Genomic DNA, 15,096 nt, shown 5'->3' with positions numbered 1-15,096 from the left:
CAAAGGGGGGCCGCGTGGCCCCCCTTTTTCATCAATAGGCTGCGCTGCCCGTGCCCGCAGGCAATGCACCATAAGGCAGCCAGACGGTTTTCAACCGCGTCGCCCGATGCAAGAACACCTCGCCCTGTGCATCATTTCCGGTCCAGTCGCGATGCGGCACTGCCCAGACAGGCTTCAGATTACCGCTGGCCGCCTGATCAACAGCCGCATGACCTTCGGACGTTCCGCAATACCACATGGCAGACACCTCGTCATGCAGCGCCAGATGCGTGGCCAGTTCGTCGCGCGGTCCGGTGACGATATTCACCACCCCCGCCGGCACGTCCGAGGTATCCAGCACCTGATACAGATCCGTCACCGCCAGTGGGTCGTTTTGCGCCGGAATCGCCACGACGCTGTTGCCCATCGCAATTGCGGGCAGAACCAGCGACAGGAAACCGACCAATGGATTCCGGTTCGCACAGGCAATGCCGATGATGCCGAAAGGTTCGGGGATCACATTGACCAGATGACCGGGCTTGGTCTGGACATTGCGGCCATCGAACTTATCGGCCCAAGCGGCATAATGGAAGGTGCGGGCGATGGCTGCATCCACCTCACGCCGGTTGGTCCGTGCGGCGAATTCATCGGCACGGGCGGAAAGGTTTTCGGCAAGGAAATACAGCACCTGCGCGCGGGCATGTCCGCCCATGCCGGCCCACTTCGAGGCCTTCGACGCTGCCTCGACCGCGTTGCGGATATCCTTGCGGCTGCCAAGGGGGGCAAGCCCGCCCGGCACGCTATAGGATGATCCGCCATCAGGCCGCTTTTGCGCGCCGCCGATATACATCTTGGCGGTGCGGTCAATGCCATCGGGCTTGGCCGCCGTGGCCTCGGTTGCCACCACCAGCGGCTTCAGCTTGCCACCTTCGCCGCCGTTCTTGGGTTCGGGCGCTGCCAGATAGTCCAGCATGCCTGCGTGGCCACCTTCACGGCCATAGCCGCTTTCGCGATAGCCGCCAAAGGGGGCCGCCGCGTCGAACATATTCGCGCAGTTGATCCAGATGACCCCTGCCTTGATGCGCGATGCCATATCGGTGGCGACCGTCGCACTTTCGGACCAGACCGACCCTGCCAGACCAAAGCGGGTATTATTGGCCAGCTCGACCGCCTCATCCGCGGTGCGGAAGGTGGACAGGGTAGCGATGGGGCCAAAGATTTCCTGCTGCATACCGGGATTGGCGGGGGCGATGTTTTTCAGATAACCGGGCGTGATAAAGCAGCCGTCCTGCGCCTGCCCGCCAACCAGATCGGCACCGGCATCGGTCGCCGCCTTGCAGATCGACAGGATGCGGTCTTTTTGGATCGGGTCAACAATGGCACCGACATCAGTGGATTTATCCAAGGGCGCGCCGACACGCAGGCGGGTCATGCGGGCGTACAGCAGGGCTTCGAACCGTTCCGCCACGGATTCGGCGACCAGAATACGCGAACCGGCACAGCAGACCTGCCCCTGATTGAACCAGATGCTGTCAACAACGCCTTCGACAGCGGCGTCCAGATCAGCGTCATCCATAACGATAAAGGGCGACTTGCCGCCCAGTTCCAGCGTCAGCTTGCGCCCTGTTCCGGCCAGTGCCTTGGCAATACCACGACCAACCTCGGTCGATCCGGTAAAGGCAATTTTATCAACCTCGGCTGCGACAAGCGCCGCGCCGGTATCGCCATCACCGGTGACGATATTGACGACACCTGCGGGCAGACCGACCTCTTGGCAAATCTCGGCAAAGGCCAACGCGGTCAGGGGGGTGTATTCGGCGGGCTTCAGCACCACCGTATTGCCAGCGGCCAGCGCAGGCGCGACCTTCCATGCCAGCATCAGCAGCGGGAAGTTCCACGGGATGATCTGCCCGCAGACGCCCAAAGGCGCATGGTCGGGGAACTGCGTGTCGCGCAGTTCGGCCCAGCCTGCATGGTGATAGAAATGCCGCGCGACCAGAGGGATATCCCCGTCGCGCGCCTCGCGGATGGGTTTACCGTTGTCCAGCGTTTCCAGCACAGAGAGAAATCGTTCGCGTTTCTGCACATGACGGGCGATGGCATAGAGGTATCGCGCGCGTTCGGTCCCCGTCAGATTGCCCCATGATTTCTGCGCCTTGCGCGCAGCTTTGACGGCGGCGGCGACATCATCGGCACTGCCTTGAGTGACGCGCGCCAGCACATCACCGGTTGAGGGATCGCGGGTGTCAAACACCTGCCCCGGCGTCGTGAAACTGCCGTTGATGTAATGGCCGAAGGTGCCGCGACGGGCCATCCAGTCGCGGGCGGCGGTCGCATCCTCGGACGAGGGGCCGTATTCCATCGAATTCATAAGATCGTTCACAAGGCTCATCCCGTTTCCTTACGCAAGTGCCAGACGATGGGACGCCGCATAGCGACCCGTCACGTGATGACTGATTTGTCGTTCGATATCGCCCAGAAGGCTGCTGGCGCCGATCCGGAACAGATCGGGCGTCAGCCATTCGCGTCCCAGTTCCTCGGCCATCAGCACCTGCCAGCTGATCGCATCCTTGCCGGTGCGCAAACCACCCGCCGGTTTGAAGCCGACCTTATACCCTGTCCGTGCAACATAATCACGAATGGTCCGGCACATGACCAGACTGACCGGAAGCGTGGCGTTCACAGCCTCTTTCCCTGTCGAGGTTTTGATCCAGTCGGCCCCTGCCTGCATTGCGACATGGCTGGCACGCGCGACGTTTTCCAGCGACTTCAGATCGCCGGTGGCCAGAATGGCCTTCATGCGGGCCGTGCCGCATGCCTCGCGCATGGCGCGCAATTCGTCGTAAAGCGCGGTCCAGTTGCCCTGCAGAACATGGGCGCGGGTGATGACGATGTCGATTTCATCCGCGCCTTCGTCCAGCGCGTAACGGATTTCGGCCAGACGCATGTCCAGCGGCATCAGACCGGCGGGAAAGCCCGTCGCGACGCTGGCCACCGGAATGCCGGAATTGCCAAGCGCGCGTTTGGCGGGGCCGACCATTGTCGGGTAAACGCAGACCGCACCCGTGGTCAGGCCGCTGACGCCCATCGCCTCCAGCAGTTCTGGCGCAATAGGCTGGCGTGCCTTGGCACACAAACGTGCCACGCGGTCGGGCGTATCGTCACCCGCCAGCGTGGTCAGGTCGATGCAGCGCACAGCATTCAGCAGCCATGCCGCCTGATGGTCTTTCTTCAGACTGCGGCGCGCCGGCAGGGTCGCTGCCCGACGTTCGACTGCAGGGGTGTTGATCCGCAGATCCGCAAACCATTCGGTTTGCAGATCGGTGCCGAGGTTCTGGGTCATGATTTGCCCTTTCGTGTCAGCCAGCCGCGCAAGGGGGCCAGTCCGCGTTGCTGGAATTGTGCCCACATCCGCCAGAACAACGCCAGCAGGACCAGCAGCACGGTGCAGATCACCAATGCGGGCCAGTTCAGCGGCCGTTCATCCGGACCTGCGACAGTGTTGATAGAGATGGCGTTGGGATAGGTCGACAGCCACGGCATCCGCCAGCCATAGGCGGTGATGCTGACCCAGATCGGGTCTGCGGTGGGTGATTTCAAGTTCGTCGCCTCGGCATGCAGGTTCGAGCTGTCGTATTTGAAATAGGGCGGCCAGACCCAGCCGGTATCCTCGTTGCGGTAAACAAAGACCTTACCGCCGGGGCGAACGGTGTCGATAAAGCGCACATCGCGCTGGCCGGACGAATTTTCCACCGTGCCCGTGCTGTCGGACGCCCAGAAGATGCTGGTCGCAGGCGAGATCGAGGACAGCCGGTTATAGGTGTTGCTGATCCGGACCGTGTTTTTCGACGGCAGGGTATAATCCAGCAGGGCAAAGGCAAAGATGCCGAACAGGACGCCGATCGCGACGCGGACGTAATACATAAGACAGCAGCTCCTAGTGCCAGTTGACCAGATAGACGATGCCCAGAACGGCCAGCGTCGGCAAAACAAAGACCAGCAGGGTCAGACGCGATTTCAGGCTTTTTTCAAAACCGACCATCGCCTTGTCGATAAAGGCGCGGCGGGCCACGCTGTCCCCTGCCCGATCGGGATGACGGGCATCCCAACGGTTCTCCAGCCGCTCGATCTGCTGTGACCGGACATAGACCCGCAACAGCACGTAAAACAACAACTGGACCGCAATCATGAACAGCCATAGCCTGATCAGCGCCACATCACCCCCGCCTTCCCTTCTTTCTTGGGCAGAAGCTAGCACGCCCATGGCAGCGGGTGCCAGATGTCGCGTCACGTCAGGCAACCGCGACTGCGCGGCATGCGTTACCAGTACAAGATCACGGCGATAAGGAATGATACGAATGGCCCTGCCCGTCCCCGTAGAACGCAATCTGGATCATGAACTTGACCTGCTGGCCGCCCGCCATCTGCGCGGTCGCAGTTTTCTGATGCGCGGGGTCGAAGCCATAGGCCGCCTGACGGACAGCGCGGCCACCACCGTGCTGGGCATGTCGCCTGTCGCGCTGGAAACGGTTCTGGAAAGCGCGTTCCAGCAGCTTTATGACCTGTCAGGCAAAACCGACCAGATCGGGCTGGTGCGGGCAGCCCCCCTGATGGCCAATCGCGCGGCCGCGGTGGTGTCAGGCGCCACCGGCGGCTGGTTCGGTTTTGCAGGACTGGTGCCCGATCTGGTCGCCTCGACCACGGTGATTTTCAACAGCATCCAGAAGGTCGCGCGCCAGCACGGGTTCGACACATCCGATCCAAGGGTCAGGCTGGAATGTCTGGCCGTCTTCCAATACGGCGAACCGGGTGATGACGGCGACGCGGCAGCCAAATCGTTTCTGGCCAATCGCGTGCTGACCAACGGGCAAACCGTATCAGCGCTTATCTCTCGCTTTGCCAGCGGATTTGCGGCGCGTGTGACGACCAAGCTGGGGGCGCAGACAATGCCGGTTCTTGGGGCCGCTACCGGTGCCGCGATCAATTACGCCTTTGTCGAATATTATGAAAACGTCGCGCAGATTCATTTCCGCCTGCTGCGTCTGGAACAGGAACATCCCGACAGCGATATCGACGCGGCCTATGCCAAGGCGCTGGAACGCGCAGGCCATAAGCCGCGTCTGGGACGCCGCAGCAAAAGCGCCTAGAACGGCACGTCGTCCACATCACCGGCGGCCTGCACATAGGCTGCCTTGATGTTCTTGAAGCCTGCCGGGAACTGGATGGTCAGAGTGTCTTCGGCAACGCCCATCACTTCACCCTCGCCGAATTTGACGTGGGTGACTTTATCGCCCACGCTGAAACGGCTGGCAGGCTTTGCATCGATGATGACGGGCGTGCGATGGACAGGGGCACGCCGTTCGGACGCTTTTGCCTGCATCCGCTTCCAGCCCGGCGAATTATAGACATCGGCATTGGCGGCACGATCATGCATCTGCGCCCCGCCAGCCGATGCCATAGCCGCGCCATATCCCCCCCCGTAAAGCCCCGGCGGAGTCAGAACCTCGACATGCTGTTCGGGCAGTTCGTCGATGAAACGCGATGGCAGTGCGCTTTGCCATTGACCATACATCCGTCGATTGCCCGCAAAGCTGATCGTGGCCAAACGCTCGGCGCGGGTGATGCCGACATAGGCCAGACGGCGCTCCTCCTCCAAGCCTTTGGTGCCCTGTTCATCCATGGCGCGCTGGTTGGGGAACAGCCCGTCTTCCCAACCCGGCAGAAAGACGACCGGAAATTCCAGACCTTTGGCCCCATGCAGGGTCATAATGCTGACCTGTTCGGTCTGCTGGCCGTCATCGCGGTCCATGACCAAGGCGACATGTTCAAGGAAACCCTGAAGATTCTCGAATTCTTCCAGCGCCTTGACCAGTTCCTTCAGGTTCTCCAGACGACCGGGGGAATCGGGCGATTTGTCGTTCTGCCACATGGCAGTATAGTCGGATTCGTCCAGAATTCGTTCAGCCAGCTCAATATGGTTGGCGCCGTCCAGAACGGCCATATGCGACCGTCCGATCAGCGCCACAAAGTCGCGCAGATTGGCCAACCCCTTGCCGCCAAGGTGCTTTTCCTCGACCGCGATTTTCGCCCCCTCCAGCAGGTTGACGCCATTCTGTCGGGCGGCCAGCTGGATGGTCTGCAATGCCTTGTCGCCAAGACCACGCTTGGGGGTGTTTACCACACGTTCGAACGCCAGATCATCATCGGGACTGACGACCAGCCGGAAATAGGCCATCGCGTCGCGGATTTCCTGCCGTTCATAGAAACGCGGTCCGCCGATCACCCGATAGGGCAACCCGATGGTCATAAAGCGGTCCTCGAACGCGCGCATCTGATGGGATGCCCGAACTAGAATCGCGATATCATCCAAGGAAACCTTTCCCAGAGCCGCCCGATGGCCGCCCTGGTAAGATTCGATCTCCTCTCCGATCCAACGGGCTTCCGCCTCGCCGTCCCAATGGCCGATCAGACGCACGGGTTCGCCAGCCTCGGCATCGGTCCACAGCGTTTTACCCAAACGACCGCTGTTGGCGGCAATCAACCCTGATGCGGCCCCCAGAATCTGCGGAGTGGACCGGTAATTCTGTTCCAGCCGGATCACCTCGGCGCCCGGAAAGTCTTTTTCAAACCGCAGGATGTTGCCTACCTCGGCCCCGCGCCAGCCATAGATCGACTGGTCGTCATCACCCACGCAACAGATGTTGTGATGCGATTGGGCCAGCAGCCGCAGCCACATGTATTGGGCGACGTTGGTATCCTGATATTCGTCCACCAGCACATAGCGGAAACGGTCCTGCCATTGCCGCAAGACATCAGGATGTGCCTGAAACAGCGTCACGCAATGCATCAGCAGATCACCGAAATCAACCGCGTTCAGCGTCAGCAGCCGGTCCTGATAAGCCGCATAAAGCTTACCACCCTTGCCATCGAAAGCCGCTTCCTCGCCCTTGGGCAGGGTTGCGGGCGTGATACAGCGGTTCTTCCAGCCATCGATCAGATGGGCCAATTGCCGTGGCGGCCAGCGCTTTTCGTCGATATTTTCGGCGCGGATCAGCTGCTTTAACAAGCGGATCTGGTCGTCGGTGTCCAGAATCGTAAAACTAGGCTTCAGGTGAAGACCGTCATGGCCGATCAATTCCGCATGGCGGCGCAAGATCTTGACGCTGATCGAATGGAAAGTGCCCAGCCAGGGCATTCCCTCGACCGTTTCGCCAAGCAGTTTGGCGATGCGTTCCTTCATCTCGCGCGCGGCCTTATTGGTAAAGGTGACGGCCAGCAACTGTCCGGGCCGCGCCTTGCCCTGCATCAGCAGATGCGCGATCCGCGTGGTCAGGGCGCGGGTTTTGCCCGTCCCTGCCCCCGCCAGCATCAGGACGGGTCCGTCCAGCGCTTCGACCGCAGCACGTTGTGCAGCATTCAGCCCTTCAAGATAGGGCATCGGGCGTGCGGCCATCGCGCGTTGCGACAGCGGCACGGGGGCATCACCTTCGGAATCATCGATCACATCCATACTTTCAACATAGGCGCAGACAGCCCGTATGGAAAGCCCACGTTCCTATTTCGTTCCACACCTTCAGTCGTGTGTAAATATCCTCGGGGGGACCGGGGGGCGAAGCGCCCCCGGCCTTAGACCTTCAGCGCTGCAAACGTTGTGGGGTCCAGCGATTCCTGTGCAAAGGTCGAGCCACTGGTCAACAAACTGACCGCATCATGCGAATGCAGCGATTCCTGATGGCTGGCAATGACGCGGAAATCGCCAATACGCGGGTCGGCCATCAACTGGCCAGCAAAGGCACGAACGGCGTCTTCGACAAAAATCGGATTGGCCGCGTTCAGTTCAGCGAAGGCCTGTTCATCCTCGCGCTTGACCATCACTTGTGTTTCGGTCGGCACGGCACGGCGGCACAGGTCGATCATATCCTCGAACCAGATCTTTTCCGCCCCTTCCATCACCAAGGAAATCCGCGCGACGGAACGCTGTGAATGCGGCGTTGCCAGACGGCCGCGCGTTTCACGGGCATGTTCGGACAGCTCCAGCGAACAGGGACAGGTCGAGGAATAGACGTAATCGACATGCATCACCCGCAACCGCTGGCCCTGATGCTCGATCACCTCAAGCGCGATGTCGTAATACTGCCAGCCCGACAGGCCGGATCGCAGCGAATCCACCCGCATGGGATAGCTGAAACGCATCTGGATGCGGGCATCCAGCGCATCCAGATGGGATTTGTAATCCTCCAGCGCGGCTTCCAGAACCGACAGGCTGAACAGATGTTCGGAATGACCATAGAAGGACCGCATGATGCGGCTCATGTTGATGCCCTTGCGGTCGGCTTCCAGACTGACTGTGCCGGTCACGCTGGTTTCCAGCACGATCTCTCCTCCGTCGCGGGTCTGGTAACGGATCGGCAGGCGGAAGTTCGAAATGCCGACATGCTGGATCGGGGCGCGCGCACCGATGATCAGGCTGGCGGGACCGTTCTGCAGATCGGGCAGATCGGCTTTATACGCCTCATCCACTTGAAAATCCGCGTCGTATTTGCGGATCAGGGCGGGATAGGCGGGCGTCAAAGGGCGGGCTTGGGTCATGATGGCCTCCGGCAGAGTCGAAGGTCATATAAGCGACCGACCGCCAAATGTTAATGGAAACCGCGTCCCGACCTGACCGATCGGGACGCTGAAACTGTTTCAAGCCAATGCATCCAGCAGATCACAGGTCAGATCGCCCGCATCTTCCAGCCCCACCGACAGGCGGATCAGACCGGGCGTAATGCCCAGATGCGCCTTATCGACATCCGACAGACGCTGGTGGGTTGTCGTCGCAGGATGGACCGCAATCGACTTGGCATCGCCCAGATTGTTCGAGATCTTGACGATCTGCAGCTTGTTCAGCAACGCAAATGCCGCATCCTTGCCACCCGCCAGCTCTAGCGCGATCATCGTGCCGCCCGACCCGATCTGACGCATGGCCAGTTCGTGCTGGGGGTGATCCTTCAAGCCCGGATAGATGACTTTGGACAGCGCCGGATGACCATGCAGCGCCGCGGCGATCGATGCCGCGGCATCGGCCTGCGCCCGCACCCGCAGGTCCATGGTCTGCAAGCCGTTCAGCATGATCCACGCGTGGAACGGGCTGATCGCGCCACCGGTGTGTTTCAGATAGGGCTCGGCCACTTCGCGCACGAACTGGCGCGTGCCGCAGATAACACCCGCCAAGGCGCGACCGCCGCCGTCGATATGCTTGGTCGCGGAATAGACGATGACATCGGCACCCAATGCCGCCGCCTGCGAAAAGACCGGCGTGGCAAAGACGTTATCGACAACCACGGTCGCGCCAACAGCATGGGCCATATCAGCGACGGCTTTCAGGTCGATCACCTCAAGCGTGGGGTTCGAGACGCTTTCGAAGAACACCGCATGGGTGTCGGGGCGGATCGCATCGCGCCACTGGTCCAGATCGGTCCCGTCGACATAGGTCACATCGACGCCGAATTTTGCCAGCAGGTCCAGCACATACAGACAGGACCCGAACAGCGCCCGCGCCGCGACCACATGATCACCCGGCTTGCACATGGCAAACAGCGCACCATTAACGGCGGCCATCCCGCTGGCGGTAGCAAAGGCATCCTCGGTCCCTTCCAGCGATGCGATGCGGTCCTCGAACATGCGGCTGGTCGGGTTGCCATAGCGGGCATAGATGAACTCGTCGGGACCGGTGCCCTGAAAACGTCCTTCGGCCTGTTCGGCGCTGTCATAGACAAAGCCCTGCGTCAGAAAGATCGCCTCGGCCATCTCTCCGTACTGGCTGCGTCTGGTGCCGTGATGGACGGCACGGGTGCGAGGGCTGAGGTCTTTGTCAGAGGGGGCGGTCATATGTCGTGCCTTTCCATGATGCTGCGGGTGTTACAGGTAATCGCCGCGCTGCAATCCGTATTTTGCCATTTTTTCGTTCAGCGTGCGGCGGGGCAAGCACAGCTCGTCCATGACGCTTGCGATGCTGCCTTTGTGACGGCGCATCGTGTTGTCGATCAGCATTTTTTCAAAGCTTTCGACATATTCCTTCAGTGGCTTGCCTTCGGTCGTCGTGGCTTCCTGATTGTCATCACCATCGGCCATCAGCAGCGATGCGATGGACCCCGACCCGCGACGGTTCTGCAAAACCGCCCGTTCGGCAACATTGATCAGCTGGCGGATGTTGCCGGGCCACGGGGCCTGCAACAGCTGGGCCGCTTCCTGTGCGCTGACCTGCGGCGGTTCACAGCCGTATTCCTCGCTGAACTGTTCGGTCATGCGGGTGAACAGCGCAAGAATATCCTCGCCCCGCGCACGCAGCGGCGGCAGGGTAATTTTCAGCGCAGACAGGCGATAGAACAGGTCGGGGCGCAGCGAATCCTCGGCCTTGCGGCCTTCGCCGCGGGCGTTGGAAATGGCGATGATGCGGGTTTCGGCGGGGGTGCCCTGTTCGCTGATAAAGGCCAGCAGGCGGGCCTGCAGCGGTTCGGACAGCGCTTCGACGTCTTCCAGACACAGGGTGCCGCCACGGGCTTCCTCGACCGCGGGCAGACCGTCTTCCATGGGGCCGAACAGGCGCGTGCTTAGCGCTTCTTCGTTAAAGGCCGCGCAGGACACCGGCACGAATTTTTTCGACGCACGCGGACCAACAGCATGCAAGGCATGTGCGACCAGCGTCTTGCCGGTGCCGGTTTCGCCGTCGATCAGCACATGGCCGTCGGCCTGTCCCAGATCCAAAATATCCTCGCGCAAGCGTTCCATCACGGGGCTTGCGCCGATCAGCTTGGACATCACCTGCTGGCCTTCGGACAGGTCACGGCGCAGGGCGCGGTTGTCCAGCGTCATGCGGCGCATCTGCGTGGCCTTTTTGGCCAGAGCGGTCATCCGGTCGGGATTGAACGGCTTTTCCATGAAATCCATCGCGCCAAGGCGCATCGCCTCGACCGCCATGGGCACATCGCCGTGGCCGGTAATCATGATGACCGGCAGGTTGCTGTCCAGCCCCATCAGGCGCTTCAGGAACGCCATGCCGTCCATACCCGGCATGCGGATATCGCTGACGACCACACCGGGCCAATCGGCGCCGATGACCTTCAACGCCTCTTCGGCGCTGGCAAAGGTTTCGGTTTCGAACCCCGACAGGACCAACCATTGGCTGATCGATTCCCGCATATCGGGTTCGTCATCTACAATCGCGATCTTTAACTTACGGGACATTCTGTAATCCTCTTGTGTGTCGTCATTCGGCCGCAAGGGCCTGACGGGGCTGGCCGGGACGGTGCAAAGGCAGCTCGATCCGGAAGACAGCGCCGCCTTCGGTTTCATTATGGGCCGTCAAACGTCCACCGAAATCCGCCACGATCGTGGAGGAGATGGCAAGCCCCAGTCCAGTGCCCTCTCCGGGCTTTTTGGTTGTCCAAAAGGGTTCAAACAGCTTTTCCAGGTCGGAAACACCCGGACCGTTATCGCGGACAGACACATAGACGTGACTTCCCACCTCGACCGAGATGTCGATTCTGGCGTCACGGCAGTCTTTTACGGCATCGACCGCATTGCGAAGAAGGTTGATCAGCACCTGTTCCAGACGGATCCGGTCAGCCAGAACCATAACCCGTTCGCGCGGAACATTTCGCATGATGCGGATGGTGCGGGTACGCAACTGCGGTTCCATCATGGTCAATGCGCTGCTGACGGCGGCGCGCATGTCCACAGGCTCCATCGCCTCGCCGCCCTTGCGGGCATAGGATTTCAGCTGGCGGGTGATCGCGCCCATCCGGTCGATCAGATCGTCGATGCGCTGGAAACTGGACAGCGCCTCTTCGGGGCGGGACCGTTGCAGCAGCAGACGCGCCCCCGCCAGATAGGTTTTCATCGCGGCCAGTGGCTGGTTCAATTCATGGCTGACCCCTGCGGACATTTCCCCCAAAGCGGCCAGCTTGCTGGACTGCTGCATGGTCTGTTCGGCCACGCGCAGTTCTTTCTGCACCCGTTCGCGTTCGGCAATTTCGCGGGTCAGGCGGGCGTTCAGGGCGCGCAGGTCCGCTGATTCGCGGCGATAGGCCGCCGACTGGATGCGCGCACGCCGCGACATCAGCCAGAATGTCCCCGCCAGCAGGATGGCAAAGCCCATGATCTGCAGGGCAAGGATGGCATTCACCCGTTCGCGGACCGAACTATAGGCGGTAAAGCTGATCATCCGCCAACCGCGGAAGGGCACCCGCGCCTCGGACCGCATCACGGCGCGGCCCTGCACATAAGCATCCGCAGGGGTCGAGGTCCAATCCGCTGTCACTTGAAACGCGCGCTGGATAGCCGAGGGTGCCGACCGCACGGCCAGCGCCTGCGGCAGGGTCAGACCCCGCCAGCGCGGTTCGGTCGACAGAATGATATTGCCTTCGCTGTCGGTCACCGCAACCGCATCCGAAATGCTGGCCCATGACCGTTCCAGCCGCGACAGATCCGCCCCCACCACGATGACACCAAGCGTCTTGCCGTCCTGCAAAACGGCGCGGGAATAGGCGAATTCATACGCCCCCGAGGCCAGCTCGGACACGGTGAACACGGTATCGCGGGACCGCAACGCCTCGACGAAATAGGGGGCAGCGACGCCGTTCACGCCAATCTGGTAACGGTCGGTCGACCCGACCACCCTGCCCGAGGCATCCAGCAGCCGGATCGAGGCCGCGCCGATTTCCTCTTGTGCGGCCATCAGACGGGCCGAGGTGGTGGAAAAATCATTTCCCGACAGCGCGACTGTCAGCGCCGGATCACGCGCCAACAGCAGCGGCACCACGGAATTGCGCTGCAACTCCGACATCAGGTTGCCGCTGTAAAGCGCCAGCCGCAATTCGGACCGCACACGGGTGTTTTCCGAAAAACGGTCGCTCAGCCACGCGTTGGTTGTCCAGATGGTCGCCATCGCCGTCAGGAAAATCAGGACGACGGTGGATCGCAGCCACCAGGGATTGGACAGTCGCGACCGTCTGCCGCGCCGTCTGTCTACCCTGTCTTCGACTGTCTGTTCACCGTCCAACCACCGGCCCGTCCGTTATGCGCGATTGACGCAATCTAGGACCAACGGCCACGCGGCTCAAGTCAGGCATGGGCCAGCGCATCCACAAGGCCGCGGAACATCGCGGTGCCATCGGTGCCGCCCGTCAACGCATCGACCGCGCGTTCGGGGTGGGGCATCATGCCCAGGACGCGCCGGTTTTCCGACAAGACACCGGCAATATCCTGAACCGACCCGTTAACCGCGGGCGCATAGGTAAAGGCGATGCGGTCCTGATCGCGCAGCATGGCCAGACCTTCATCGGTGATCTGATAGTTGCCGTCATGATGGGCAACGGGAATGCTCACCGTCTGGTCCTTGGCATAGCCGGTCGTAAAAGCGCTGTCGCTGGTGGCCACACGCAGCGTCGCGGGCTTGCACAGGAATGTCAGGCCGTTGTTACGCATCAGAGCGCCCGGCAGCAGGTCCAGTTCGGTCAGCACCTGAAAGCCGTTGCAGATGCCCAACACATAACCGCCGCGGGCCGCATGGTCGCGCAGGGCGTTGGCAATGGGCGAATGGGCCGCGATCGCGCCGCAACGCAGATAATCGCCAAAGGAAAAACCGCCCGGTACGGCCACCAGATCGGTGCCATCGGGCAGGCTTTGGTCTTTGTGCCAGACGCGGGTGACATCTGCCCCTGCCTGTTCCAATGCGACGGCAAGGTCGCGGTCGCAGTTCGATCCGGGGAAAGTGACGACGGCGGCTTTCATCGCAAGGGCTCCTGTCCAGCGGGGATGGGCGGGACATAGCGCAGGTTGGTTCACGAAGAAAGGGGGCGCTGATCCCCTTGATGCGAAAGGGCCGGACAATCTGTCCGGCCCTTCATGATTTCCGGCTTATGCCAGCGCTTTGTCCAGATATTGGTCAACTTTTTCCAGAAAGCCCATCGTGGTCAGCCATTTCTGGTCGGGTCCGACCAGCAACGCCAGATCCTTGGTCATATGACCGTCCTCGACCGCCTGAACGGTCACACGTTCCAGCGTCTGCGCGAAATTCAGCAGCGCGCTGTTGTCATCCAGCTTGGCGCGATGCTTTAGACCGCCCGTCCATGCAAAGATCGACGCGATCGAGTTGGTCGAGGTCGCATTGCCCTTCTGGTGTTCGCGGTAATGGCGCGTGACGGTGCCGTGGGCGGCTTCGGATTCAACAATCTTTCCGTCGGGCGTCATCAGGATCGAGGTCATCAGCCCAAGCGAACCAAAGCCCTGCGCGACCGTATCCGACTGCACATCGCCGTCATAATTCTTGCAGGCCCAGACATAACCACCCGACCATTTCATCGCCGAGGCGACCATATCGTCGATCAGGCGGTGTTCGTAATGGATGCCGGCTTTCTTGAATTGTTCTTCGAACTCGGCCTCATAGACCTCTTGGAACAGATCCTTGAAGCGGCCGTCATAGGCTTTCAGAATGGTGTTCTTGGTCGACAAATAGACCGGATAGCCACGCGACAGACCATAGTTCAACGAGGCGCGGGCGAATTCGCGGATCGAATTATCCATGTTGTACATGGCCATCGCCACACCTGCGGAAGGCGCGTCGTATACCTCTTGCTCGATCGTTTCGCCGTCTTCACCGACGAATTTGATCGACAGCTTGCCCTTGCCCGGAAAGCGGAAATCCGTGGCTTTATACTGGTCACCAAAGGCATGGCGGCCAACAATGATCGGCTGCGTCCAGCCCGGCACCAGACGGGGCACATTCTTGCAGATGATCGGTTCGCGGAAAATCACGCCGCCCAGAATATTGCGGATGGTGCCGTTGGGCGAACGCCACATTTTCTTCAGGCCGAATTCCTCGACCCGGCCCTCATCGGGGGTGATGGTCGCACATTTGACGCCAACGCCGTATTTCTTTATCGCCTCGGCAGCATCGACGGTGATCTGGTCGTCGGTGCGGTCACGCTCCTCGATGCCCAGATCGTAATATTTCAGGTCAATGTCCAGATAGGGCAGGATCAGCTTTTGCTTGATGAAGTCCCAGATGATCCGCGTCATCTCATCGCCGTCAAGCTCTACGACCGGATTTGCGACCTTGATCTTCGACATGGG

12 protein-coding genes are annotated in these 15,096 nt (G+C 60.9%); 1 reads left to right on the top strand and 11 read right to left on the bottom strand.

The features are described from left to right. Window positions 1–31: 31 nt before the first annotated feature. Genes DWB67_RS07095 through DWB67_RS07080 form a run of 4 tightly spaced genes read right to left on the bottom strand, consistent with a single transcriptional unit; the run spans window position 32 to window position 4,195 of the window. Window positions 32–2,371, bottom strand: coding sequence for an aldehyde dehydrogenase family protein (locus DWB67_RS07095; protein ID WP_119806819.1), 2,340 nt, complete (start codon window positions 2,369–2,371; stop codon window positions 32–34). A gap of 9 nt (window positions 2,372–2,380) precedes the next feature. Then, a complete protein-coding gene (gene deoC / locus DWB67_RS07090) occupies window positions 2,381–3,322 on the bottom strand; it encodes a deoxyribose-phosphate aldolase (protein WP_182911518.1) in 942 nt (313 codons plus the stop codon). Continuing rightward, entirely contained in the window at window positions 3,319–3,903 is a 585-nt protein-coding gene (locus DWB67_RS07085) for a DUF1523 family protein (RefSeq protein WP_119806818.1), read from the bottom strand. The genes deoC and DWB67_RS07085 overlap by 4 nt, the downstream gene beginning before the upstream one ends. A gap of 13 nt (window positions 3,904–3,916) precedes the next feature. Continuing rightward, window positions 3,917–4,195: a hypothetical protein gene (locus tag DWB67_RS07080; RefSeq protein WP_119806817.1), complete on the bottom strand. Its 279-nt coding sequence runs from the start codon at window positions 4,193–4,195 to the stop codon at window positions 3,917–3,919. A 142-nt stretch (window positions 4,196–4,337) separates the two neighbouring features. Here DWB67_RS07080 and DWB67_RS07075 point away from each other — a divergent pair, with 142 nt between their 5' ends. Beyond that, on the top strand, window positions 4,338–5,126 hold the full coding sequence (locus DWB67_RS07075) for an EcsC family protein (RefSeq protein ID WP_182911517.1): 789 nt from the start codon (window positions 4,338–4,340) through the stop codon (window positions 5,124–5,126). Here DWB67_RS07075 and DWB67_RS07070 read toward each other — a convergent pair. From DWB67_RS07070 to DWB67_RS07040, 7 genes are all read right to left on the bottom strand, one after another. After that, window positions 5,123–7,489: an ATP-dependent helicase gene (locus DWB67_RS07070; protein WP_119806815.1), complete on the bottom strand. Its 2,367-nt coding sequence runs from the start codon at window positions 7,487–7,489 to the stop codon at window positions 5,123–5,125. The genes DWB67_RS07075 and DWB67_RS07070 overlap by 4 nt on opposite strands. Window positions 7,490–7,605: 116 nt before the next feature. Next, entirely contained in the window at window positions 7,606–8,568 is a 963-nt protein-coding gene (gene folE2, locus DWB67_RS07065; protein ID WP_119806814.1) for a GTP cyclohydrolase FolE2, read from the bottom strand. Between the two features lie 99 nt (window positions 8,569–8,667). Continuing rightward, window positions 8,668–9,852, bottom strand: coding sequence for an O-succinylhomoserine sulfhydrylase (metZ, locus tag DWB67_RS07060; protein ID WP_119806813.1), 1,185 nt, complete (start codon window positions 9,850–9,852; stop codon window positions 8,668–8,670). 30 nt (window positions 9,853–9,882) lie between these two features. Continuing rightward, complete coding sequence (locus DWB67_RS07055; RefSeq protein WP_119806812.1) at window positions 9,883–11,208, bottom strand: sigma-54 dependent transcriptional regulator; 1,326 nt, start codon at window positions 11,206–11,208, stop codon at window positions 9,883–9,885. 22 nt (window positions 11,209–11,230) lie between these two features. Further along, window positions 11,231–12,910 (bottom strand): ATP-binding protein, encoded by a 1,680-nt coding sequence (locus tag DWB67_RS07050; RefSeq protein ID WP_119806921.1) that lies wholly within the window; start codon window positions 12,908–12,910, stop codon window positions 11,231–11,233. 176 nt (window positions 12,911–13,086) lie between these two features. Further along, window positions 13,087–13,755, bottom strand: coding sequence for a phosphoribosylformylglycinamidine synthase subunit PurQ (gene purQ / locus DWB67_RS07045; RefSeq protein ID WP_119806811.1), 669 nt, complete (start codon window positions 13,753–13,755; stop codon window positions 13,087–13,089). Between the two features lie 126 nt (window positions 13,756–13,881). Continuing rightward, window positions 13,882–15,093: an NADP-dependent isocitrate dehydrogenase gene (locus tag DWB67_RS07040; protein WP_119806810.1), complete on the bottom strand. Its 1,212-nt coding sequence runs from the start codon at window positions 15,091–15,093 to the stop codon at window positions 13,882–13,884. Between the last annotated feature and the right edge of the window lie 3 nt (window positions 15,094–15,096).

Origin of the sequence: Paracoccus sp. JM45 (assembly GCF_003590715.1) — a bacterium.
In the GTDB taxonomy this organism is placed as follows: Bacteria; Pseudomonadota; Alphaproteobacteria; order Rhodobacterales; family Rhodobacteraceae; genus Paracoccus.
This window is presented reverse-complemented; position numbering and strand designations above follow the sequence as displayed.